The organism is Pedobacter sp. GW460-11-11-14-TSB4, from assembly GCF_059423705.1.
Window position 1 is genome coordinate 32,559 of the sequence record NZ_JBWKYI010000008.1, and the last position, 23,762, is coordinate 56,320.

Below are 23,762 nucleotides of genomic sequence, written 5' to 3' on the forward strand. Positions count from 1 at the left end.
ATATCATATTGAGTTTGCCGAAAATTATCATAAATCCTTCGACAGGCTCAGCATGACACCACTGTTAAACTCGGCTTTAAGCTCTCGTCTTTCAGTTTTCAAGTTTGGGTTAAGCATTTGGTTTTACCCTAAACTGCTAAACCTTCCAGCTTTATTATGCTTTAACTTCAGTATGTTGCTCAGCAGCAATGCCTTGTTCAGCTTTGCCGGCATTCATAATTTCAGTTTGCTTACGGATCGATTCACCGTGCACCAATTCTAAGAATTTCTCGGTAAAGTTTAAGTCTAATTTTAAAGCTTTTGCAAAAGCATGACCTTTTTTAATGATGGCATCCCAACGGTTAACCTGTAAAATAGTTACCTGGTTATCGCGTTTAAATTCACCAATTTTCTCTACAATAGCCATACGTTCGCCTAGTTTTTGCAATAATACATCATCAATTTTATCAATTGATTTACGTAAATCAGCTAATTTATCAGCGAAAGCTTCGTTTGGTGCTTCTGGTTCACGAACAGTTAAACGATCAACCAATTCAGCTAAAGCTGCTGGAGTAACTTGTTGTTTAGCATCTGTCCAGGCAACTGAAGGATCTACGTGAGATTCGATCATTAAACCTTGCATATCTAAATCTAATGCTTTTTGAGAAATGTAAGGGATTAACTCACGGTTACCGCAAATGTGACTTGGATCATTGATGATTGGTAATTCAGGGCAAAGTGTTTTTAACTGGATAGCAAGTTCCCACATTGGTTCGTTACGGAAAGAACTTTTCTCGAATGAAGAGAAACCACGGTGAATAGCACCAATTTTAGTAATTCCTGCACCATTAATACGCTCAATTGCACCAATCCATAATTGTAGATCAGGGTTAACCGGATTTTTGATCAATACCGGAACATCATGGCCTTTTAAAGCATCAGCAATCTCCTGAACAGTGAAAGGATTTACAGTAGAACGTGCACCAATCCAAAGGATATCAACACCCGCTGCCAAAGCCTCTTCAACGTGTTTTGCATTCGCAACCTCAACAGCTGTTGGTAAACCAGTTTCTGCTTTAGCACGTTTTAACCACTCTAAACCGATACTTCCGATACCTTCAAATTCTCCCGGACGGGTACGTGGTTTCCAGATACCAGCTCTCAATACCGATACTTTACCGGTAGCAGCCAATAAATGCGCTGTAGTTAATAATTGTTCTTCAGTTTCTGCGCTACAAGGACCAGAAATGATTAATGGTTCGTTGTTTACGTTTAACCAGGTGTTTAAGGATTGGATGTTTAAATTAAGTTTCATGATGATGGGGTTGTTTAAAGTCCGGAGTTCCTAGTCGGAAGTCCGGAGTTATATTTTAATTATTTTATTATTACAAGTTTGAATGCTCACTTTGTCTGCGGACTCCTGACTTCGGACTCCCGACTTTTTATACTTTATCGTTCTTCTGATATTCTCCTAAAATGTTGAAGTTCGATGTATATTTTAATGCTTTTCTAATGGCTTTATCGTATTTTTCAGTACTTGGCCATTCTAAATCGACGTAAAAGTAATACTCATTTCTCTTACCTAAAACCGGCATAGATTGTATTTTTGTTAAGCTTACATCCTGTTCTGCAAAGATATTTAACACTGTGGCCAGCGAGCCGGCTTTGTGTCCAACTTGAAAACAGATTGATGCTTTGTTTATTTTCTTTCCTTCGTCTGTTTTATCTTTTTTAAGGATTAAAAAACGGGTGTAATTTTTTTTATTCGATTCTACGCGGCGTTCTAAAATGTTCAGGCTGTAAAGTTCTGCAGCTAAACTGTTTGCAATGGCCATGGTATCGGTTAATTGCTCTTCCTGGATCCGTTTAGCGCAGGCAGCGGTATCGTTGCTTTCTACAATTTTAATGTGTGGATAATCGTAAAAGAAATCGATACACTGGCGGATGGCGATGGGATGAGAAGTAACTACTTTAATATCCTCAAATTTTACGCCTGGTAGCGCCATTAAGTGCAACTGAATAGGTAAGTAAACTTCGCCTACAACCGAAAAACCAAAATCACGGATCAGTGTATAGTTTGGCAATAAACTGCCAGCGATAGAGTTTTCGATAGCCATTACTACGAAATCGGCATCGTTTTTCTCTAGCTTGTCGCAGGTTTCTTTAAAAGAATTACACTCAACAGTTTCAATGTCTTTACCAAAGAATTTGTATGCAGCTTCTTCGTGGAAAGATGCTTTAATACCCTGAATTGCTACTCGTTTTGTCGTTTCCATTTTTGCGTTAAAACAAAAAAGTCCCGGCTGTTTGCCGGGACTTTCTTATACATTTTAATATTGTTATATATCTTTTTGCATATTAGCCCCGGCTCTTACTAAAATAGTAAAAGTAACCAAAGTAATATGTGTTTGTAATTTGCATCTCTTTTTTTTGTTGAGCCAAATGTAGTAACAAAATTTTATTTGTCAATAGGAAATTGAAAATATTTTTAATAAAATTTAATTTTGTTTAAAATGAACTGGTTTCTTAATAGGTCTTTTTGTTGATTAAAACGGTTGAAAAACGGATTTTTATATGGTTAAAGATGCTTTGTGCTTAAGGTATCGAATTTATCAATCATGTAAAGACCGAGATTATTTACCGCATTTTTTTTGAGATTTCCAGCACAAAACCGCTATAAAATTCTCCAAAATAACTGAAATAGCTGCCGTCTTTCGAAATAACGGTAAAGCTGCTACAAGGATAGGGGTGTTTAAAAAATGTCTTTTCTACAATTTGTTCCGGATCTTTTATCCATGGAATGGCATTTTTATATTTCTCAAGGCCTGCAATGTCTTTATAAATATAAAGTGTTTTGGCATTTGCGATGTCTCTAACGCCTTTTTCAATCTCCTTGTAGGCTGATGTGATGAAGCTGGTATTGCCATTAGCATTGCAGGGATCCGGTCCGGGATAATAGATGATGACGATCTGTTGTAAAGTGTCGATCTTTTTATGCGAAGCATTTTGGAGCAGGGCAATGAGTTCTTTACGGTTGCCGATTTTTCCCTGCTCTTCTCTTTTAATTAATTTACGATGGTTTAATGAATCACCAGAAATATCCAGCACAGCATGGTTTGCCCGTTTTTCTTCGAAGATTGATTTACTGATTTCCTTACTATCTATATCAAAATACCTGATGTTATTAATTTGCTGCGATTTAACACTGAGTGTGAGGAAGAAAATGGAGAGGAGCGAGAGCATTAGTTTTTTCATGACGATAATTTACTGCAATATGCTAAATATCGAATTAAAGTTATGCATAAGTGAGATCTATTAATTACAGATCGAATGCTTTGCCGTTCAGCATCTGCAAGTGATTAGAAAAAGAGAGGCCCGTCTGGCTAGGGCAAATAGAACACCCCGTCCTGCGGACACCCCTCTAAAAGAGGGGAATTATATACTTGCTGATATTTAAACGTCATTTATATTTATTTGTTTAAAATAAATTACCCCTCATAATCACAGCACCTTATCGTGCTAAAACGTCATCCGTGTTTTTCCGTGCATCCGTGGCAAAAAAAACATAGAAAAGATGTTAACAAAAAAGGCCTGTGGAGCCACAGACCTTTAGATTATTTTTTATCCGGTAGAACTTAACTCTCCGCGGTCGTTGAGCCCTTTTACTTTATTCTGTTGTAACGCTTCATACCTTTTCTCTTCCTCTTCACGTAATTCCCGCTGCATAATTTTAGCAATTTTGGTGCTTCCATCATGGCTCCAACCCGGCGGATTGAAAATGTATTTCACTTTATCTATAAAAGTTGGTGCTTTTTTAACATCGGCACTTAATGCAACAAACTCATGGAAAATAATGTTAACGGCACCTGTATCTTCAGGCTGGGTTGTTAAGCCGTACTTCACCACATCTTCAGGTAACTCCTCCTGGAAAGTGCCGAACCATCTATCCCAAAGGATTAAAACCATGCCCATGTTTTTGTCAAGGTAACGTACATTGCTGGCGTGGTGCACCCGGTGATGTGATGGGGTAACGAAAATATATCCGTACCATTTCGGAAGTTTAATGTTGTACTGCGTATGCACCAGATTACCATAAATTTGGGTCACCAGGTAAGCAAAAAGAATGTCAACCGCGGTGAAACCCATAAATGCCAGTGGCAAATAAAAGAAAACACGGTACAATGGCTCGAAAACAGTTGAACGGAAACCAGTGGTTAAATTAAAATGTTCAGACGAGTGGTGTGTAACATGCATGGCCCAGAAAAAGCGTACATAATGACCAACCGTATGCAAAAACCAATACAGGAAGTCTTGCGCTAAAATCAAAACGAACCAGTAAAGCCAAATATTAGGAATTTGGAACAAACGGAATTGATAACAGAACTGCAATAGAAAAAAAGTGCCTGTTTTTGTGGCTAAATTAATCACAATAGCGGCCGTCATCAGGTAGATATTGGTCCAGGTATCGCGTTTAGTATATAATTTTCTGTCGTGCACATAGCTGAAATACATTTCAACCAGGGTTAAAACGATTACAAAACCAAACAGGCCAACAACAGAAATATCACTTCCTGTAAATTTCATTTTATAAACTGTTATAATAATCTAAACTGCTCAAAATATCGGCAGTGCTTACACGGCAGTTAAACGTGCATTTGCCTGTTGTTTCTAAAAGCGAAAAGAGAATGTTTCCATCTTCATTCTTTTTATCACTCTGCATCAATTCTAAAAGCGTATCAAAGCTTTCTTTTTTGATGTGGTATTTAGGATATAAGGATAAAATATATTCACTAATATCTTTCAGTTCCGCTTGTGTTAACGTACTGTTTTTAATCGATAATGCAGCTTCACAAACAAAACCGATAGCAATGGCTTCACCATGCGTTAGCGGATTTTCGTCATTAGCCAAAGAATAACCTTCAACGGCATGCCCAATGGTATGGCCGAAGTTTAAAATCTTACGCAGGTTTTTCTCATGCGGATCGATGGTAACCACTTCGTTTTTAATTTCTACAGATCGATAAATGTCTTCAGCAGAAGGGGTTAAGTAGTTGCTTTCTTTTAACTTTTCGTAATAGGGCTTATCATAAATCAAGCCATGTTTAATCATTTCGGCAAAGCCCGATAAAAGCTCGCGTTGTGGCAATGTTTTTAAGAATGCGGTTTCGATAAAAACCATTTGTGGCAAGGTAAAGGTACCCACCATGTTTTTTACATTGTCGATGTCAATTCCTGTTTTACCACCTACCGAAGCATCAACCTGCGATAAAAGGGTAGTAGGTACATTGATAAAATCGATACCTCGTTTGTAGGTAGAGGCAATAAATCCGCCCATATCGGTAATTACACCGCCACCTAAATTAATCATTAAACTTTTGCGGTCGGCCTCAAAATCTAAAAGCGTTTTCCAGATGCCGATACAAAAATCAATATTCTTGTTTTCTTCACCTGCCGAAGTTTCGATCAGGTCAAATTCAGAAAAATCATCTAAAAGCGACTGAAAAAGCGGTAAGCAGATTTCGCTGGTATGCTCATCAGCAAGTACAAAAACTTTACTGTATTTGTTGCTTTCTAAAAGTGTTTTTAGTGCGGCTAAACTACTTTCGAAATATAGGGTGTGACCTGCGCTGGTTAGTGGTTTCATTAAATAACTTCTATTTTGTTTTCGCCAAAAGTAATAATATCGCCAACCCTAACCTTATAACGTTTGCGGAATTCGACCTCGCCGTTTGTTTTTACTAAACCATCTTCAACAACGGTTTGGGCATCGCCGCCACTGCCAACCAATCCGCTTGCTTTTAACAGCTGGATGAGTGGAATAAATTCGCCTTCTAATTTGAATTGTATCATTTTCTGCAAAAATACGATTATTTAGAGGTTTTTAGTTTTAACAATCAATGCTTTTTATAATTTTGCACCAATCTGACTTAATTATAGATAAAAAATGGATTTATCCCCCAACAAGCAACCAAATTTCGATAATACGGAAGTCGCTTTCCGACAAAAAACAAACGGCGAACTAAAAAAAGCTTACTGGCTTTTTAAAATGATTGGCAGTAATTTTCTTACCAAAGTTGGTCCTGCCATTACCAATTTCTTTTTAAATATCGGTTTACCCATTCAGGGCGCAATAAAAGCAACTATCTTTCAGCAATTTTGTGGTGGCGAAACCATTGCCGAATGTGATAAAGCCATTGAACAATTACATAAAGGTGGTGTAGGTACCATTTTAGATTATTCGGTAGAAGGAGAAGAAGAAGAGCAGGTTTTTGATGAAACCTGTGCCGAAATTATCCGCACCATTATGCGCGCTGATGGCGATGTCAAAATCCCGATTACCGTTTTCAAAATCACCGGAATTGGTCGTTTTGCCTTGTTGCAGAAATTGGACGCTAAAGAAACGCTAAATGCCAGCGAAAAAGCTGAGTACGAAAAGGTGAAACAACGTTGCGAGAAGATTTGCCAGACCGCTTTCGATAAAGGGGTTCCCATTATGATCGATGCGGAAGAAACCTGGATTCAGGATACAATTGATGAATTGGCCCTGGATATGATGCGTAAATTTAACCGTGAACGCATTATTGTTTACAATACCTATCAAATGTACCGTCATGATAAGCTGGCCGATATGAAAGCTGATCATTTAATTGCTAAAGCAGATGGTTTTATTCTCGGTGTGAAAATGGTTCGTGGGGCCTACATGGAAAAAGAACGTAAACGCGCAGCAGAAATGGGTTATCCTTCGCCAATTCAGCCAGATAAAGCAGCTTCAGACCGTGACTACAATGAGTCTTTGCGTTATTGTGTAGATCATATTGAAGAAATTGCCATTGTGGCCGGAACGCACAATGAAGATAGCAGCCGTTTATTGACATATCTTTTAGAGGAAAAGAATATTACACACAATCACCCGCATGTTTATTTTGCCCAGTTGTTGGGGATGAGCGATAACTTAAGCTTTAACCTTGCCGATTCGAATTATAATGTAGCCAAATATGTTCCTTATGGACCGATTAAAGCGGTAATGCCTTATTTGTTCAGAAGGGCACAAGAAAATACATCTGTTGCCGGACAAACAGGCCGTGAATTAGGTTTGATTGAAAGAGAATTAAAAAGAAGGAAACTGTAGTTCGGTTTTCGGTTAACAGTTGGAAATTTTCAGTTTTGGGCGGTAATAGAAACTGCTGACTGGAAATTGCCAGCTGTTTTTTATTTTCGTATCGTCATGCTGACCTGTAACGAAGTGGAAAGCTACGAAGTAAACCGAGCCTTAAGCGAGCTCACCGAAGGTAATTTAGTTCAGCATCTTATTAATCCATTATTTTTTTGAAAATGAGCATGCAGTAGTTCTTCGGGACGTACAGTCTCGCTTTGCGCTATATCTTTTTGGCTGCCCTTCAACTACGCTCAGGGTGACAGCCAAAAAGGATGCCGCTTCAATCGAGTTTAGGTTGAGCGGTAGTAGATTTTGAAATCTATGGCTTAAACTTCCCAAGTCCTCTTTCGCTCCAGGCCAGGGTAGTCAATAGATGCTGCGAACTGAAAATTGTCAATTGAAAACTACTAACTATTTCTTCACCACAAAAGATTGTTTGCCAGTTAAGAGGTCGTAGAATAAAATAAAATCGCTCACTAAGCTGTAACCGGGATATTGAAAAGTAGCGGGTTTATTTTTCTCGAAAAAGAAATGTCCAACCCAGGCAAAACCATATCCCAATACAGGTATGGCGAGAAAGAAATGCCAGTTGTGAAAAAGAAAACCAGTAAAAAAGGCAAGACAAACCAATCCGGTCCCGATAAAATGTAAAATACGCGAGGTGGTATTGGTATGTTCTGACAAGTAAAAAGGGTAGAACTCTTTTAGCGACTTAAACTTTTTTTCTGACATATACTAATTTACAAAATTCCATTTGCTTTTAAAAAGGCCCCCAGTTGAGCAGGTTTTTCGGTCATCAATAGGGTATTTAAACCCACTTTTTTAGCACCTTCAATATGTTGCGGACTATCGTCGATAAATAAGGTTTCGGCCGGGTTTAGATTGTTTTCTTTTAATACCTGCTCAAAAATATTGGTATTGGGCTTGCGCAGTTTCATGTGCTGAGAGAAATAAGCTTTCTCAAAATAAGCATCGTAATTATTGATCTGGAAAGTTGCTTTCAGGTAATCAATGATCCAGTCGTAGTGGATTTCGTTGTTGTTGCTTAACAAAAAAGTACGGTATTTTTCTTTTACTTCAAGCAGTAAATCGTGGTTTTCCTGAATGGTGCCAATTAATAAACTGTTCCATGCCTCATCAATCTGCTGATCGGTTAATTCAGGTTTTCCTGCCGCCCTTCTAATTCCAGCCCTAAATTCGGCAGGAGAAATTGCCCCGGTTTCAAAATCATCAAATAATTGATTGTGTGCTTTATGGGCAAAGAAATTCTCAATATCGGTGATGCCCAATTTTTGAAAAGATGCCTGAGCAATTCTGAAATCGATATCAAATATTACGTTTCCGTAATCGAAAATAATGTTTTTAATGTTTTGCATGGAAATCATCTTGATTTGCTGCAAAGATATTATTGCTGGTTTAATGAAGTGTATTAAACGAAGTTTTTTTACAATAAAAAACCCGAAACCTATAGTCGATAAGTTTCGGGCTTCATAATTTGCGATATCATCATTCCCAACTGGATTGGGAACCTTAATGCTTTAGTGTTTTTTTTATCTTAAGATTCCCAGCCAATGTTGTTAAATTAAGGAGAAAACAAAACATTGTCATCCTGTGCCTGTAGAAGGACAAATGTTTTTTTGTTTTCGTTATCAAAAGGTCTTCGACAAGCTCAGACTGACAACAACTCCATAATGATTTATATTATTTAGGCTCTACCGTTATCGATTGAATAATTGGCCTGTTTTTTTTATCACTTGTTTTTAACTCTTTGAACACAAAATAAATGGAATGAAATTTTCCATCCGAAAGCATGTTGATTGGTATACTTTTTCTAAAAGTAGATTTTCCGATCATAATGCCTTTGCTGTCATCCAATCTGATTTCGATCTCTCCATCAGCACCCGGATCAAGGTTTAAGAATGAGAAACCAAAGCCAGAAATACCGGTTAAGTCGATATTTTTGAGGGCTAACCAGCCATTATCCTTCGTTAATACCAGTTTTTCTCCACCAAAAACATCTTTTCGCTGAAAGCCTCCAAAATCTTTAATGTCGTCCGCATCAATTACGCTGCTTTTAAGGTTAATGAGATTGGTCGTGGTTAAAGGTTTTAAACCTGCAGCACCTGCATCGGTATAAGTTGCTTTTAAGGTAAGTACCGATTTCTTTTTATCGGTAGCTGCTGGCGGAACAATTTTGCCAGAAGTTGGGAGTGATGCCTTAACGGCTTCCTTGTTACCCAAAGTCATAATCCACTCTGTAATTTTTTTCACTTCAGCTTCTTTCATCGTGGTATGTGCCGGCATGGGTACTTCTCCCCATACACCATGGCTGCCCGCAATCACTTTCGAAGCCAGGTAATCAACCGCTTTGCTGTCGTTTTTATATTTTGCGGCAATTTTGTTAAACGCAGGTCCGATGGAAACAGCAGCTTCTTTGTGGCAGGTGCTGCAATCAGATTTTAACATTATGGTTTTACCCACAAGGGTTTGTGCTGCCTGCTGATGGCCCAATTGTGCTCCAGCTAAATCGCTTCCTTCGGTATAGGTATTGGAAATATAAATGCGGCTATTATTTACTTTTGCGCCCTTATCGCTCACTAAAACCTTGTAATCAACGGGTTTATTCGGGAAATAAAAACTTTTATTACCGGCTAAATCTATATTCACATTAGGGTGTTCGTTGCCTGCAAAAACCGGAATTACCTGGCTTTTTGCTGAAGCTTTACTTTTATCCATCACCGTAACACTTAACGGATATTCGCCTGCTTTGGTATAGGTATGCTGTATGGTTGGTATAGTGGTTGTTTTGGTTACTCCTTTGCCCAGGTTCCAGATATAAGTTAAAGCATCTCCGTCAGGATCTTTAGCGGTAACTGTTGCTGTCATCTTATAGGGAAGCAGGCCACTTGTTTTTGCAATATTTAGGTCTTCAACTGTTGGCGGACGGTTACCTTTCAGGTAATCGATTCGGGTAATGGCAGCATCAGGATTTTTGGTGAACCAGCCTTTACCATATTCAAGGACATATATTTTTCCATCAGGTCCCAATTCCATATCAATAGGTGCTGCTAAAGAAACTTTAGCCATAAAGGGCTCCATGCTCAGGTAATCGCCCTGTGCATTCATGGTTACCGCTTTAACCCATCCACGTACCCATTCATAAATAATCAGCTTGCCGTTATAATAAGCCGGGTAGGGTGAGTTTGCTGTAGCATAATATACCGGACCAGCCATTGCTGTACGGCCACCTGCACCCACCTGTGGAAACTCTTTCGATGCACCATAAGGATACCAGATAAATGCCGGTTGTGCCGCCGGAAGTTTTTCCAAACCCGTATTGTTTGGGGAGTTATTGATAGGCGATTCAGGATCAAATGCATTCCCGTTGGCGCCATTGGTATAATCGTAAGCTTTATACGCATAGTTATTACCGACGAATAATGGCCAGCCAAAATTACCTGCTTTACGAGCCTGGTTAACTTCATCATAACCCCTTGGGCCTCTTAAAGCGTCATCATTACTGGCATCGGGACCAACTTCTCCCCAGTACAAAAAGTTGTTTTTTTGATCTACCGAAATGCGGTAAGGGTTTCTATTGCCCATTACATAAATTTCTGGTCTGGCTTTTGGATCGTTTTTAGAAAAAAGGTTGCCATCAGGTATGCTGTAAGTGCCGTCTTCATTTACTTTGATCCTTAAAATTTTGCCTCTTAAATCGTTGGTATTTCCGGCCGATCTTCTGGCATCATATTGTTCTAAACCTTTTCTATTGTCGAGCGGGGCATAACCTTTGTTCACATATTGTTGTTTGGGTACATCAAAAGGAGTAGAGTTATCACCTGTTGAAACATAAAGTAAATTATCCGATCCAAAAGCAATAGATCCTCCGGTATGGCAGCAGATTTCGCGTTGAGAATAAAATTCTAAAATGATTTTTTCTGATTCTTTTACAATCTGATCGTTTATCAATTTAAATCTGGATAATCGATTTACCGATTTATCAAACGGACTATAGAAAAGATAGATGTATTGATTAACTGCAAATTTCGGATCTGCAGCCATACCCAGTAAACCTTCTTCAGCATTCACGTCGGGTACAGAGGTTTTAAAATAAACATCGAGTTTACCCGCCTCCTTAATTTTTTTAGTCTGGTTTTTATAAATCAACACTTCTCCTCTGCGCTGTGCCACCAAAATATCCAGGTTAGGGAGGATGGTCATTTCGGTAGGTTCTGTAAATTCTCCCTGCGCGAGGGTAACTTTTACAAAACGATCTTGATCTGGTGTGTCTATTTTAGATTTGGTGAAAAATTCGAAAGCCTTGCTCTCGTAAATGTTTTTGTTTAATGTGGTTGCCGATATAAATACAAATGCAAGGGCAGATAACAGTAGGGTAAAAGTTGTTTTCATTTATTTGGTTCAGAGATTTTTAATAAATATAGGATATAGTTTTATAGCCTGTGGTATTGTATCAAAATTTATGCGAATAATGTCAAAATAGAATTAGTTATTATTTAATGAATGATTGAATTATAGCATGAAGCAATGATTAAATAAAGCACATCACTGCGTTAAAGATATCGGGTTAATTTTTTCACAATAAGTAAAGATTATGTAACTTAAACAGCAGGAAGTAATGTGGGCCTGTTTAATTTTATTAAGGAAGGCTTCGCTCATGCTGAAAATCAAAAAAGGATGTTATAAAACGTTTTTAATCAAAATCCAGTCATCAACAAATTTATTAAGGTTATCTATTTTTTCTTTCAGGATCTCTACTGTTGAATTGGTATTGCGTTGATAATGTTAGTTTTATATAGGTAAAATCGCTAAAAATAATGCTATGACTGGAGTAATAACAGCTTATAATAAAGAAAGAGGTTTCGGTTTGATCTCTCAATATTTAGTTTTAGAAAGCATCTATTTTGATATAGTAGATTGCAAAGCAAAAGGTTTGTATGTTGGGAGTACAGTGGAGTTTGATACCGCTATTACCAAAAGAGGAGTAGTGGCTAAAAACATCATGGGCGTGGCTAAATTAAAGATCAGACCCAAAACCTTAATTTAATACACAGCTTTCGATTTTAAATCTCATATCATCTCCTGCTCAACATTCCCTTTGGCTCGTTATCAGCTTATAACAACTGCGTAAAAATGTAAGCTAATTTAATAATCGTACAACTTTAAGTTGTTTTTTAGAATTATTTTGTGTCAGCCTATTGTCATTGTCATTTTAATCTGTAAATTACGGAATGGGCGATAAAGTAAATTTGATTCTTGGAATAGTTTTCCTTTTAGGTGGTTTTAGTGTTTTCGTTGTGATTTTTAGTGGAAAAAAGGGTTAGTTCAATTTTCAAATACTTTTTTCAGGAGGGACTTTCCTCCTTGAATGGTTTATTTTGATGATTCGGCAAAATTCGGTATCCAAATAAAAAAGATTTCACTTTCTGGTATTACACAGTCCTATATAACTAGGATTGATTGACTATGCAACAATGTAAGCTAACCGCTTGCTATGCCTTGTTGTATGCCTATCGGGATTTCTATACCGGTAATTTCTTCATTATATCCTTTCTTTTATTTTAATCCAGTTGATCAATGCTTAGTGTATGGTATCAAAATAGGGAAGTTGTGGATTCAGTCTGCGACTTTTTTGTTTAAATGCGCTTTGCTTGTCTAAATTCCAAAATCAGCACAAATTATTGCTTAATCTATAGATTTAGTATAGAAATCGATTTAATTCCCAAAACCTTTTTGAGTTTTTGTATGTTTGTTGTATTAAAATCTAAATTAAATGCAAGGAACAGTAAAATTTTATAATGAATCTAAAGGATTTGGTTTCATCATCACAGAAAACGGAGAAGAAGTTTTCGTTCATGTTACAGGTTTAACTGATAAAATAAGTCAGAATGATCGGGTAGAATTCGAAATCACCCAGGGGAAAAAAGGACCCAATGCGGTTAATGTAAAACTGATTCAGTAGTTCTATGAGATTAGGTACCGTAAAATTTTATAATCAGGAAGAAGGCGTTGGCAGTATCACACCATCAAACGGAGGGAGAGAAGTGAGTGTTTTTGCCCATGGTGTAATTGATCCGATAAAATCCAATAATATTGTTCAGTTTGACATCGAATTTACACCAAGTGGCATTGAGGCTGTTCAGGTGATGGTGTTATCTGCATAGACAATACATTTATTGTAAAGTTGTTTTTATATTATATAGGCTTCTGTTATTATTTGGCACAGTTTTTTGGGTTAGCTATACAATAGTTAACGCAAATCGTCGAAAATGGAGGCAAAAGAAATGGGAACAATAGATTATTATAATGAGACTGAAGGCTTTGGGAAAATCAGGAGCGATATTGGAGAAGAAGTTCTGTTTTATCAAAGCGGCCCGATAAATGGATTTAATCCAAGAAGGGGGTTAAAAGTTTCTTTTGAACTGCATCAAACATTATCAATTGCAGTAAATGTGCTAATTCTTGAGCCGAAAGATTAATGATTGTTTAATGCTTTGATTCTTCGTCTGTATTACAGATAGCATTTAATATTATAATAAATTAATTTAGCAACTTGTAACCAAATCTGATAAATTTGGTCTTACTGTTGTTTATCCTTAAGTTTTTATGATACAATTAGAGCCAATTAACGGGTTTTTTAAAAGAGAACGTGCGTTGCAGGCAATATACCCTATGCGTATGTTGATTGTACGCGAAGGGAATGGCTTTTTGTGCATGAATTCTGGCGATTACCCCCTGTTAAAAGGCAGGATTTTTTTTATCCCTGAGGAAGGCCTGGTCAGGATCGATGGAGAAATTACTTCAGGTTACTGGTTAAGTTTCAGTAGCTTATTGTATGCCGAATTTTTACTTCAGCACTTAGATCCACAGGCTAAGAACCTCTTTTTAAATCTGTCTTTCAGGGATCTCGATTTGCAAGAATCAACTAAAACGTATAGTTTACTCGATCAGCTAAAAAGAGAAATCAATATTAAAAAGGATATGCCCTTTTTAGCACAATACTTATCCTTATTTCTTGGATTTACGGCTGGTTTAGATGGCTATCTTGCGGCCTTAACCTTAGATGATTTGCAGCAGGTGTTGCGGTTTAGGGCCATTTTAGAACAATTTTACAAACAAGAAAGATCCATTCAGTTTTATGCAGAAGGCATGGGGATGAGTACTGGTAAATTAAATAAATTTTTAGACCGTGTACTTGGGAAAAGCCTGACTGTACTGATCAAAGATCGGATTATGCGCGAAGCAGAAGAATTGCTGCTGCATAGTGATTATACTGTTGATGAAATAGCTGAGCTATTGGGTTTTGAGCAAACCACTAATTTTAGCACCAGTTTTAGACGCCACAAAGGCATATCGGTACTGCAGTTTAGCCGCCAAAACTAAGTTGAATGAAAATTGGTGCGTCTGCCAAAGAAATGTTCATCAGTTTGATTTCATCTCTTCTAGAAGACAGGTATTCCAGACCTCACCACATTAATTGCTTGCGCGCCTAACGCGTAAAGTTTTGCTTACTGACGCTATTTTATCAGCCGCACCAATTTTACATCGGCTAAATTATAAAATCTCAGGCTAAAGAAAAAAAATATTCTTAATAATGTTACATAGCTGTATTTCGGCGTTTACAAATGGGTATCTGCCTCAGTTTGGCGTGGGAAAAATAAAAAGTCTAGTAAATTTGTAGTCTATTTGAAAAAAATTATATTTGCCAAAAATATAATCATTATGAAACAAGAGTTTACGAAATCCGTTCTCATACCCGGCCCTTTATTTATCGCTGTAAATAGAATGTATTGTTGCTGTTGATTTAAAAATAATGGTTTGTTTCTACTCGTGTAGTAACAAAAAAGGAAAATACAAGTGTATTTTCCCCAGGCAAAATTAACGAAACAGGAATTCAATTGGCGTTGCACCTGTTTCAAATCAATCAAATCACCTATTTCAAAGTTATGCAAAATTTTGAGAAAGTCAATCCCGTACAAGGGGATCTGGCTTTACGAAGTATGATGTCCAATTTTCGGTTGGGCATACGGCAAACCTGCCGTATTTTATTACCTGTGCTGTTTTTATGCTCTCCACTGTTTTCGCAGGCACAAAACCCATCAGAACCTACCATTAATGCCACCTTATCGGGAACTGTAATTGATGCAAAAACCAAAGAAACCTTAATCGGTGCATCAGTTAAAATTCAGGGTACAACCAACGGTTCCTCAACCGATAGGGAAGGGAAGTTTCGTTTAATTACCGGACAAAAGTTCCCCTTTACTTTACTGGTTAATTTTGTTGGGTATAAACAAACCGAGGTGGTGGTTACCCAAAGTCAGATTACGGTAGAACTTGTAGAAGACTATAATCCGCTGGATGATGTGGTGGTTGTAGGTTACGGCACACAGAAGAAAATTAACCTGACCGGATCGTTAGCCACTGTAGATGCCAAAACATTGGCCAACAGACCCATTACCAATGCTACCCAGGCACTTCAAAATGTACCTGGTGTTTTTACCAATCAAACCAAAGGCCGTCCTGGGGCTGATGCCGCAACCATTCGCATCCGTGGGGCAGGTACATTGAATAACAACAACCCTTTGGTGCTGGTTGATGGTGTTGAATTCCCCCTGGGCGATGTTAATCCAAACGATATTGAAAGTGTAACCGTTTTAAAAGATGCCGCATCTGCTGCCATTTACGGTAACCGTGCCGCAAACGGCGTCATTTTAGTAAAGACTAAAACCGGTAAAAAAGGAACATTTTCTATCGATTATAACTTTTACGCAGGTTCGCAAAAAGCCACGCAGTTTCCCGATGTGGTAACCAATACGGTCGATTATATGATCGGTAAAAACCGTGCCCTGGCTAATGAAGGCAAGCCTGCCGAAAGTAGCGACGCATTGATTAACGAATTTAGAAACGGTACCGATCCCTTTATTTATCCAAATACCAACTGGTTCGATATCATGTTCCGCAATGCTGCCATACAGGAACATAACCTGCGTATATCCGGCGGATCAGAAAAAACAGCTTTTTCCATTTCACTGGGTTATTTAGATCAGGATGGGATTTTAATCGCCTCTTCGGGTAAACGTTATTCCTTAAATTCGAATATCAGCTCTGATATCACCAAAAACCTAAAGGTGGGTGCAAGTTTGACTGCTAACTTTTGGAATAGTAAAGAAAGTGCCTATAGCGCCGATGATGGCAATGGCGAGGGCGGTTTAATGGGGTTAACCTATCGTGGTTTGCCTTTTCAAACACCCTATGCACAGGATGGTACTTATGCCGATCAATGGATAAGGGTACCCGGACATAACTTTTTCAGGAATACCGTTGCCCTGGCGAACGAAGGTTTTAATAAAAATAACCAGTACCGCACCCTGGCCAATGTGTTTTTAGAATATCAGTTGCCATTTAACATCAGGTATAAAACCACCTTAGGTGCTAACTTACTTTATGGTATCAACAAATATTCTTATCCGGCTATTAATTTAACCAACCCCAAAACCGGAGTAGTAACCCCAATTGGCAATACACCGGCACGAGGAGTTAGACAAATCAGCCAGAACAATATCAATATTACCAATTTTCATACCTTAAACTGGGAAGGTTCACTTGATAAACACCATTTTGGTGCCTTGGCAGGGTTTAGTTTAGAACGTTTTGATGACAGCAATTTCTCTGCTTATAATGAGGGTTATCTGGGCAATGACCTAACCGAACTCAATGCCGGAAGCACATCACCACAGGTGACCGGTACCTCGGGCGCTTCTAGATTACAATCTTACTTTGGTCGTTTCAACTACAATTACAATGAAAAATACCTGTTCGAGGCCAATTTCAGGTATGATGGTTCGTCACGATTTGCTAAAGACAACAGGTGGGGCTTTTTTCCTTCCTTTTCAGCAGGATGGAGAGCCAGTGAAGAAGATTTTATTAAAAATTTAAATGTTTTTAGCAACTTAAAACTTAGGGCATCATATGGTAAGCTGGGTAATCAGAATGTACCCTTATTCAGTTATGTAGATGCCATTGCCCTGGGACAGAATTACAATTTTAACGGAACCATTGTAAGTGGCGCGGCCATTACGCAGCTAAGCGACCCTAACATTACCTGGGAAACCACCACCATGAGCGATATCGGCTTAGAAGGTAGTTTCTTTAAAAACAAGCTGACTTTTGAAGTCGATTTTTTTGATAAACAGACTTCGAAAATCCTCAGACAGATCAGCGTTCCGGGGCAGGTAGGCAATTTAGCCGGACCTGTAAAAAACATCGGTGCGGTAAATAACCGTGGTTTTGAAATCACACTGGGTTTTAAAGATTCTGTTAAAGATTTTCGCTACAACATCGACGCGAACCTTACCTATGTGAAAAACAAAGTCACCAATGTAAACGGCCAGAAATATTATAGCGGTAATACCATTATTCAGGAAGGATCGCCAATTGACAGCTTTTTTGGACTACAGGCCGAAGGAATTTTTCAAAGCGCAGAAGAAGTGAAAGCACACGCTTTTCAAAATGCAGGTACGGTTCCCGGCGATTTGAAATATAAAGATGTAGATGCCAATGGAGTGATCGATAATAACGACCGTGTGGTCATCGGTAATAGTATTCCAAAATTTGTTTACGGTTTTTCAGGTGGTTTTGGTTATAAGAGGTGGGATTTCAGTTTCATCTTCCAGGGCTTGCAGGATGTGGATACCTACTTAACCGGAAATTTAGCACAGCCATTTAAAAATGGCGCAGGTGTAACCAAAGACTGGCTTACCGATTCGTGGACGCCTACCAATACTGGCGCTTCTTTACCGCGTTTAACGACATCGAATGGCTACCCTCAAAACTTTCAGACTTCGAGTTTTTGGGTAAGAGATGCCTCTTATCTCCGGTTGAAAAATGTGCAGATCAGTTATTCCTTTCCCAATAAATGGCTCAATAAAGCAGGCATTGATGTGTTAAAGGTATTTGTGAATGCACAAAACTATTTAACCTTCTCGAACTTCAAGTTTAGCGATCCGGAAAGGAATTTAACCCGGGCCGATCTGATTGAATACCCAAATGCAAAAACAATTAGTGCGGGAATTAATGTATCATTTAAATAACCGGTCATGAAAAAATATATTCTATTCATATTAATTTCGGTGTTCCTGTTTGGCTGTAAAGATTATCTGGATGTAACGCCAACAGATCGTTTTACACAAGACACCTATTGGAATACAAAAGTTCAGGCAGAAGCTGCCCTGAACGGAACCTATGCAGCAATTTACTATAATGTTTATGCGGCCAATTCCATTTATCTGGATGCTTTAAGTCCGAATACCTATCAGTATAATAACGATTATAACATCATTTCGAGGGGCTTGCACAACGCGGCAACGGGTTATTTTAACGAAACCTGGAATGGCAGTTACAAAGGTATAGGCAGGGCCAATAACGTATTGGCCAATATCGATAAAGTAAATATGGACGGCGCTTTAAAAGAAAGGTATAAAGCAGAAGCCAAATACCTCCGCGCCTTATATTATATTCCCCTTTGGAACCTGTTTGGTGGTGCACCATTAATTACCGATGCCACCAATTACGAAACGCAGGCCAATTTGCCAAGAAACACTGCCGATGAGTTGCTGGCGCAGATTTTAAAAGATTTAACCGAAGCTTCATCAGGAACCGTATTACCTTTAACCTACTCAGGTGTAGATAAAGGAAGGGCTACGCGTGGTGCGGCTTTGGCTTTAAAGGCGAGGGTTTTGTTGTATGCCAAACGTTGGAAAGAAGCTGCAGAAGCTGCAAAAGCCGTTATCGATTTAAAAACCTACAGTTTATTTCCGGATTACCGCGGCTTGTTTTATCTGGAAAATGAAGGCAATGCAGAAGTTATTTTTGATGTGCAATACAAATATCCGGAGTTTACCCATTCACTCGATATCAGTTTAGATCAGCAATTGGGTTCAGCACCTTTGCCCGATCTGGTTAATACCTATTACGCAACGGATGGTAAGCCGATTAACAGTTCTGCCGTTTATAATGCCGCAAAACCTTTCGAAAACCGCGATAGCAGATTGCAGGCTACTGTAATTTTACCAGGTACGCAGTTTAAAGGTGCTACCGTAACCGCAATTCAATACCCGAGTACAGGTTACGGATTAAAAAAATACACTATTTTTAAAGACAATGAAAAACCTGTGGCCGCACCAACCAGCGGAACATCAGAGTTAAATTTAATTTTACTTCGTTATGCTGATGTGCTCCTGATGTACGCCGAAGCAAAAAATGAAGACAGCGGACCAGATCAATCGGTTTTTGATGCTTTAAACCTAATTAGGGCAAGGGCGAAGATGCCAAATATTCCATCTACCTTAGGTCAGGAAGAATTGAGGGCAGAGATCAGACACGAGCGGAGAGTAGAGCTGGCAGGCGAAGGTTTGTATTATTACGATATACGCAGGTGGAGGATAGCCGATCAGTTATTAAACGGAAATATTACCAATAGCGCAGGGGCAAGGATTGATAGCCGCCTCTTCGATGCCAATAAAGATTATTTATGGCCGGTACCTTCCATTGCGATCCAGAATAATCCGGCGTTAAAACAGAATCCTAACTATAACAAATAGAGATGAAAAAAATATTAAAATTTATCGTTTTTGCTGGTCTGATGGGCAGTTTAGCTACGGCACAGGCACAAAGTAAAAAGAAACCCAACATTATTTTTATCCTGGCCGATGATTTAGGTTATGGTAATGTACACAGCTTTAACCCGAATTCTAAAATTCCAACGCCAAATCTGGATAAGCTTACCGAAGAGGGAATTAAGTTTACCCGTTTCTATTCCGGAAATACCGTTTGTGCCCCTTCAAGATGCGCCTTAATGACCGGTTATACCATGGGCCATGCCTGGGTAAGGGGCAACGCAAAAGCCAAAGACGGTCTTGCTGCCTTACGTGCACAGGATACTACCCTGGCCGAACGTTTAAAAGGAAACGGATATAAAACCGGCATGTTTGGTAAATGGGGACTCGGCGATGAAGACAGCAAAGGAGCGCCACATTTAAAAGGTTTCGATAGTTTTTACGGATACCTGGATCAATCGCATGCACACGATTATTACACCAATCGTTTGTACGAAATTGTTGGTGGTAAAACTGTAGAAGTACCTGTTGATACCACAAAATATACCGAAGACCTGATTGTAAATAAAGCTGTTGATTTTATTAACGCCAATAAAGATCAGCCTTTCTTTTTGTATCTGCCATTAACAGTTCCGCATGCGGAATTGAAAGTACCTGCAGAATTATTGAAGAAATTCCAAAATGCAGATGGTTCGAGTAAATTTCCACCTGAAACGCCTTTTGAGAAAAAAGGAAACTACGACAGTCAGGCGCAGCCACATGCTACTTTTGCAGCAATGGTAAATAAACTGGATGCCGATGTGGGTACGATTGTGGCGTTGATCAAAAAGTTAGGTTTGGATAACGATACCTACATTTTCTTTACCAGTGATAACGGTCCGCATAAAGAAGGAGGTGCCGATCCGGTGTTTTTTAACAGTGGTGGCGAGTTTAGGGGCGTAAAAAGAGATCTCTACGAAGGTGGAATTCGTGTACCTTTAATTGTAAGGGCACCAGGTAAAATTGCTGCCGGTCAGGTTAATCCTACGCCATGGGCCTTTTGGGATGTATTGCCAACGCTTGGTGAACTTAGCGGAACAGCCACACCAAAAAATATTGATGGGCTGTCGTTCTCTCCATTGTTAAGCGGCAAAAAAGCAGTTAAAGAACATGATTATTTCTACTGGCAGTTTAACGAAGGCGGTTTAAAAGAAGCTTTAACCAAAGGCGACTGGAAATTAATCCGTTTTAAAGATAAAGGCACTGCCGAAAAGTTAGAATTATATAATTTAAAAGCGGATATCGGTGAAAAGCATGATATTGCAGCCAAAAACCCTGATACGGTAAAGGCGCTTTATGCATTAATGAAACAGGCTAAAACGCCGGCAGAAAATCCACGTTTTGATTGGTCAGAAATTGAAAAATAGATGAAAGTGATCAGGATAATGCTAGTTTTAAGCTGCGCTTTGCTTTTCACCTGTAAAAACGGCAAGGTTAAAGAAATTGCGCAGGTAAAAGAGAAAAAGAAACCGGCAATTTGTTGCTCGTCCAATCTGCCCTCCAGGTTTGGTATAAAAGCAGCAAGTAAGGTGCTGCCATTTGGCGATAAACAGGTTAAAAAATCATTGTAAAATGAATTCAAGGTTGGTGTCTCACCAACCTTTTTTTTGAATCTGATATCGTCGTAAAGTGGAGGGATAATTATTTTTATGAATGATTAGAAAAGGAATAGCTTGTGGTTCCTGGCTTCTCCTTGGCCTGTGTCCTCACAGGCCGAAATCTAAAATTAAATGGTTTATGAAGGTCCCAACCATAATGATGCTATTTTTTATAATTATTTAGCTACTGAACATCTAATTTTAACCATATAAGTTATTTAAGAACATATAAGCTTCAATGAACTTATATTTCTTATGTGGTTCAAGGTCTTAAATTAAATGGTCTGTGCAGACACAGACCATGGTATAAGGTGCGCCTAACAATCCCAAAAATGAAATGCTGTTTTTGCTCACTAGCCAAGGATGCAATGCCAGAGAAGTCAAGTTTTTAAAGCTTGACTTCTCTCTGTTTATTGAACATTTTTTCTCCTTGGCCTGTGTCCTCACAGGCCGAAATCTAAAATTAAAGGGTTTGTGAAGATCCCAATCATGAATGATGCTGAGGATTTTTGGTGATTATTTGGCAACTGAACATATAATTTTAACCATATAAGTCATTTAAGGACATATTAGCTTCAATGAACTTATATTTCTTATGTGGTTCAAGATCTTAAATTAATGGCCAGTGCGAACACAAACCATGGTATAAGGTGCGCCTAACAACCCTAAAAATGAAACACTGTTTTGGTCCATAAGCCGCGGCTGCAATGCCAGAGAAGTCAAGTTTTCAAAACTTGACTTCTCTCCGAAATCTAAAATTAAATGGTTTGTGAAGATCCCAACATGAATGATGCTGACGATTCTTTGTGATTATTTGGCTACTGAACATCTAATTTTAACCATATAAGTCATTTAAGAACATATTAGCTTCAATGAACTTATATTTCTTATGTGGTTCAAGATCTTAAATTAAATGGTCTGTGCGGACACAGACCATGGTATAAGAAACTGACTGTTTGCACAGACATTGCGCTCCAAATCCAAATCAGTTTTTCTTCTCTTCGACCTATGGCGTGTGCAGACAGCGCTGTTATGTTGCAGATTTATCTTTAATCCTCAAACAGGTAACCGCTATATGCCAGTCCTTTGGCTACACTTTTAAAGTTATCGCCGGAGTTTAACGGGATGTGTGGGAATTTGTTTTTAAACAGGTTTTGTACGGCAGAAACCATCGAGGTTCCTCCGGTTAAAAATAAACAGTCAATGTCTTCTGGATTGATTTTGTGGGTTTCCATAAACTGATCCAGGTAAGCATCGATTTTATTAATGTCTTTTTCGATAATCGAATTATACTGCTCGAGTGAAATATTTTCATCGATTTCAATTTCCATATTGCTGTAAGCAAAATTAGATACAGGCTGGTCAGAAAGTTCGATTTTTGTTTTCTCGATCGATCTGAACAACGAATAACCCAGGTTGTTTTCGATCAGGGTAATCAGGTTTTTGAATTTCGGATCGTTGCCCGAGTAATAATAATATTCTTCAATCTCTTTCTGGATTTTTAAACCATTAAAAAAGTTCATTTTATCCCAGGTACAAATATTGGCAAAAAGCGATTTCGGCACATTTAAAACTTTACCAGGGGTAGCCTCGTACATGGTATTTTTTCCGAAATAGGGTGTGCCTTTATCCCACATAAAAGCAGAATCGAGACTATCGCCACCAATGTAGATACCACCAGAGGCAATCATATCGTTTTTACGGTCTTTGCTACCCACCTTATCCGGATCGAGGATCAGGTAGGTGAAATCGGTAGTACCTCCACCTAAATCGGCTACTAAAACGCGTTCTTTTTTCTGAATGGTTTTCTCGTAGGCAAAAGCCGCTCCAATAGGTTCGAATTGAAAACGAACATCAGTAAAACCCGCGCTTTCGGCAGCTTTTTTTAACCTGGTTTGTGCCAGGGTATCTTTCATGGTGTTATCGTCGTCAAAGAAAACCGGACGGCCGATAATGGCTTTGTGGCAATCTTCGCCGGTAATCAGGTCGGCTTTTTCTTTCAGGTCTTTAAGAATCAGTGTAACCAGATCGGAAGCGGTATACCTTTTATTGTGGATACGGGTTTCGGTAAACGTCGTTCTCGAGAGGATCTGTTTGATGGATTTGATAAAGCGCCCTTTCATGCCATCGCTTAGGTAAGCAGCTATTGCTTTTTCGCCCACAATATGACTTTCACCATCAACAATGCTTTTTACTTCTGTAAAATAAATTAACGAAGGAATAGAAATCGTATCTACAATTTCTTTCTTCTCTTCATCATAAATAGAAAGTGCCGAATTGGTTGTTCCAAAATCGATTCCGTATAAAAACTTGCTCATGCTTGAAATGCTGTGGTTGGCGACTAAAATGGGGTTGCGA

20 protein-coding genes are annotated in these 23,762 nt (G+C 38.6%); 10 read left to right on the top strand and 10 right to left on the bottom strand.

Features of this window, described 5'->3' with window-relative positions:
- Positions 1–154 precede the first annotated feature (154 nt).
- The 6 genes from AC07YT_RS10170 to AC07YT_RS10195 form a co-directional block, all read right to left on the bottom strand.
- Positions 155–1,294 (bottom strand): chorismate mutase, encoded by a 1,140-nt coding sequence (locus AC07YT_RS10170; protein WP_086546824.1) that lies wholly within the window; start codon positions 1,292–1,294, stop codon positions 155–157.
- Positions 1,295–1,421: 127 nt separating this feature from the next.
- A complete protein-coding gene (locus AC07YT_RS10175) occupies positions 1,422–2,255 on the bottom strand; it encodes a prephenate dehydratase (RefSeq protein WP_029275918.1) in 834 nt (277 codons plus the stop codon).
- A 361-nt stretch (positions 2,256–2,616) separates the two neighbouring features.
- The gene (locus AC07YT_RS10180) at positions 2,617–3,234 is read right to left on the bottom strand and encodes a hypothetical protein (RefSeq protein ID WP_086546823.1); all 618 of its coding nucleotides are present in this window, start codon (positions 3,232–3,234) and stop codon (positions 2,617–2,619) included.
- Between the two features lie 366 nt (positions 3,235–3,600).
- The gene (locus AC07YT_RS10185) at positions 3,601–4,563 is read right to left on the bottom strand and encodes a sterol desaturase family protein (protein ID WP_086546822.1); all 963 of its coding nucleotides are present in this window, start codon (positions 4,561–4,563) and stop codon (positions 3,601–3,603) included.
- 1 nt (position 4,564) lies between these two features.
- The gene (gene aroB / locus AC07YT_RS10190; protein ID WP_086546821.1) at positions 4,565–5,623 is read right to left on the bottom strand and encodes a 3-dehydroquinate synthase; all 1,059 of its coding nucleotides are present in this window, start codon (positions 5,621–5,623) and stop codon (positions 4,565–4,567) included.
- Positions 5,623–5,829 (bottom strand): RNA-binding S4 domain-containing protein, encoded by a 207-nt coding sequence (locus tag AC07YT_RS10195; protein ID WP_029275915.1) that lies wholly within the window; start codon positions 5,827–5,829, stop codon positions 5,623–5,625. Before AC07YT_RS10195 ends, aroB begins: the two co-directional genes overlap by 1 nt.
- A gap of 94 nt (positions 5,830–5,923) precedes the next feature.
- Between AC07YT_RS10195 and AC07YT_RS10200 the strand changes: the two genes are divergently transcribed.
- Positions 5,924–7,108, top strand: coding sequence for a proline dehydrogenase family protein (locus AC07YT_RS10200; protein WP_086546820.1), 1,185 nt, complete (start codon positions 5,924–5,926; stop codon positions 7,106–7,108).
- Between the two features lie 438 nt (positions 7,109–7,546).
- On the opposite strand, the gene AC07YT_RS10205 is transcribed toward AC07YT_RS10200, so the two are convergent.
- The 3 genes from AC07YT_RS10205 to AC07YT_RS10215 all read right to left on the bottom strand — a co-directional run bounded on the left by AC07YT_RS10205 (position 7,547) and on the right by AC07YT_RS10215 (position 11,545).
- Positions 7,547–7,867 (bottom strand): Mpo1-like protein, encoded by a 321-nt coding sequence (locus AC07YT_RS10205; protein WP_029279495.1) that lies wholly within the window; start codon positions 7,865–7,867, stop codon positions 7,547–7,549.
- An 8-nt stretch (positions 7,868–7,875) separates the two neighbouring features.
- Entirely contained in the window at positions 7,876–8,511 is a 636-nt protein-coding gene (locus tag AC07YT_RS10210) for an HAD family hydrolase (protein WP_086546819.1), read from the bottom strand.
- 325 nt (positions 8,512–8,836) lie between these two features.
- Positions 8,837–11,545, bottom strand: coding sequence for a PQQ-dependent sugar dehydrogenase (locus tag AC07YT_RS10215; protein ID WP_086546818.1), 2,709 nt, complete (start codon positions 11,543–11,545; stop codon positions 8,837–8,839).
- A 430-nt stretch (positions 11,546–11,975) separates the two neighbouring features.
- Between AC07YT_RS10215 and AC07YT_RS10220 the strand changes: the two genes are divergently transcribed.
- The 9 genes from AC07YT_RS10220 (at position 11,976) to AC07YT_RS10260 (ending at position 21,377) form a co-directional block, all read left to right on the top strand.
- Entirely contained in the window at positions 11,976–12,200 is a 225-nt protein-coding gene (locus AC07YT_RS10220; protein ID WP_086546817.1) for a cold shock domain-containing protein, read from the top strand.
- Between the two features lie 726 nt (positions 12,201–12,926).
- Positions 12,927–13,115, top strand: coding sequence for a cold-shock protein (locus AC07YT_RS10225; protein WP_086546816.1), 189 nt, complete (start codon positions 12,927–12,929; stop codon positions 13,113–13,115).
- Positions 13,116–13,119: 4 nt separating this feature from the next.
- Complete coding sequence (locus tag AC07YT_RS10230) at positions 13,120–13,317, top strand: cold-shock protein (RefSeq protein ID WP_086546815.1); 198 nt, start codon at positions 13,120–13,122, stop codon at positions 13,315–13,317.
- 105 nt (positions 13,318–13,422) lie between these two features.
- Positions 13,423–13,632 carry a S1 domain-containing protein gene (locus tag AC07YT_RS10235; RefSeq protein WP_086546814.1) on the top strand — a complete coding sequence of 70 codons (210 nt, stop codon included), beginning with the start codon at positions 13,423–13,425 and terminating at the stop codon, positions 13,630–13,632.
- Positions 13,633–13,759: 127 nt separating this feature from the next.
- Positions 13,760–14,536 carry a helix-turn-helix domain-containing protein gene (locus AC07YT_RS10240; RefSeq protein WP_086546813.1) on the top strand — a complete coding sequence of 259 codons (777 nt, stop codon included), beginning with the start codon at positions 13,760–13,762 and terminating at the stop codon, positions 14,534–14,536.
- Positions 14,537–15,099: 563 nt separating this feature from the next.
- Positions 15,100–18,243, top strand: coding sequence for a SusC/RagA family TonB-linked outer membrane protein (locus AC07YT_RS10245; protein WP_494945301.1), 3,144 nt, complete (start codon positions 15,100–15,102; stop codon positions 18,241–18,243).
- Positions 18,244–18,249: 6 nt separating this feature from the next.
- The gene (locus tag AC07YT_RS10250; RefSeq protein WP_086546811.1) at positions 18,250–19,752 is read left to right on the top strand and encodes a RagB/SusD family nutrient uptake outer membrane protein; all 1,503 of its coding nucleotides are present in this window, start codon (positions 18,250–18,252) and stop codon (positions 19,750–19,752) included.
- Between the two features lie 2 nt (positions 19,753–19,754).
- Positions 19,755–21,173: an arylsulfatase gene (locus AC07YT_RS10255; RefSeq protein WP_086546810.1), complete on the top strand. Its 1,419-nt coding sequence runs from the start codon at positions 19,755–19,757 to the stop codon at positions 21,171–21,173.
- 18 nt (positions 21,174–21,191) lie between these two features.
- Positions 21,192–21,377: a hypothetical protein gene (locus AC07YT_RS10260; protein ID WP_145954251.1), complete on the top strand. Its 186-nt coding sequence runs from the start codon at positions 21,192–21,194 to the stop codon at positions 21,375–21,377.
- A gap of 1,076 nt (positions 21,378–22,453) precedes the next feature.
- On the opposite strand, the gene AC07YT_RS10265 is transcribed toward AC07YT_RS10260, so the two are convergent.
- The gene (locus AC07YT_RS10265; protein WP_086546808.1) at positions 22,454–23,722 is read right to left on the bottom strand and encodes an Hsp70 family protein; all 1,269 of its coding nucleotides are present in this window, start codon (positions 23,720–23,722) and stop codon (positions 22,454–22,456) included.
- Between the last annotated feature and the right edge of the window lie 40 nt (positions 23,723–23,762).

Bases quoted from the DNA above. Each gene is read 5' to 3' on its own strand.
- AC07YT_RS10235 (WP_086546814.1), top strand. From the start codon at position 13,423: ATGGAGGCAAAAGAAATGGGAACAATAGATTATTATAATGAGACTGAA.
- AC07YT_RS10185 (WP_086546822.1), bottom strand. From the start codon at position 4,563: ATGAAATTTACAGGAAGTGATATTTCTGTTGTTGGCCTGTTTGGTTTT.
- AC07YT_RS10215 (WP_086546818.1), bottom strand. From the start codon at position 11,545: ATGAAAACAACTTTTACCCTACTGTTATCTGCCCTTGCATTTGTATTT.
- AC07YT_RS10250 (WP_086546811.1), top strand. From the start codon at position 18,250: ATGAAAAAATATATTCTATTCATATTAATTTCGGTGTTCCTGTTTGGC.
- AC07YT_RS10205 (WP_029279495.1), bottom strand. From the start codon at position 7,867: ATGTCAGAAAAAAAGTTTAAGTCGCTAAAAGAGTTCTACCCTTTTTAC.
- AC07YT_RS10225 (WP_086546816.1), top strand. From the start codon at position 12,927: ATGCAAGGAACAGTAAAATTTTATAATGAATCTAAAGGATTTGGTTTC.
- AC07YT_RS10265 (WP_086546808.1), bottom strand. From the start codon at position 23,722: ATGAGCAAGTTTTTATACGGAATCGATTTTGGAACAACCAATTCGGCA.
- aroB (WP_086546821.1), bottom strand. From the start codon at position 5,623: ATGAAACCACTAACCAGCGCAGGTCACACCCTATATTTCGAAAGTAGT.
- AC07YT_RS10170 (WP_086546824.1), bottom strand. From the start codon at position 1,294: ATGAAACTTAATTTAAACATCCAATCCTTAAACACCTGGTTAAACGTA.
- AC07YT_RS10220 (WP_086546817.1), top strand. From the start codon at position 11,976: ATGACTGGAGTAATAACAGCTTATAATAAAGAAAGAGGTTTCGGTTTG.
- AC07YT_RS10260 (WP_145954251.1), top strand. From the start codon at position 21,192: ATGCTAGTTTTAAGCTGCGCTTTGCTTTTCACCTGTAAAAACGGCAAG.
- AC07YT_RS10210 (WP_086546819.1), bottom strand. From the start codon at position 8,511: ATGCAAAACATTAAAAACATTATTTTCGATTACGGAAACGTAATATTT.
- AC07YT_RS10255 (WP_086546810.1), top strand. From the start codon at position 19,755: ATGAAAAAAATATTAAAATTTATCGTTTTTGCTGGTCTGATGGGCAGT.
- AC07YT_RS10180 (WP_086546823.1), bottom strand. From the start codon at position 3,234: ATGAAAAAACTAATGCTCTCGCTCCTCTCCATTTTCTTCCTCACACTC.
- AC07YT_RS10240 (WP_086546813.1), top strand. From the start codon at position 13,760: ATGATACAATTAGAGCCAATTAACGGGTTTTTTAAAAGAGAACGTGCG.
- AC07YT_RS10200 (WP_086546820.1), top strand. From the start codon at position 5,924: ATGGATTTATCCCCCAACAAGCAACCAAATTTCGATAATACGGAAGTC.
- AC07YT_RS10195 (WP_029275915.1), bottom strand. From the start codon at position 5,829: ATGATACAATTCAAATTAGAAGGCGAATTTATTCCACTCATCCAGCTG.
- AC07YT_RS10245 (WP_494945301.1), top strand. From the start codon at position 15,100: ATGCAAAATTTTGAGAAAGTCAATCCCGTACAAGGGGATCTGGCTTTA.
- AC07YT_RS10175 (WP_029275918.1), bottom strand. From the start codon at position 2,255: ATGGAAACGACAAAACGAGTAGCAATTCAGGGTATTAAAGCATCTTTC.
- AC07YT_RS10230 (WP_086546815.1), top strand. From the start codon at position 13,120: ATGAGATTAGGTACCGTAAAATTTTATAATCAGGAAGAAGGCGTTGGC.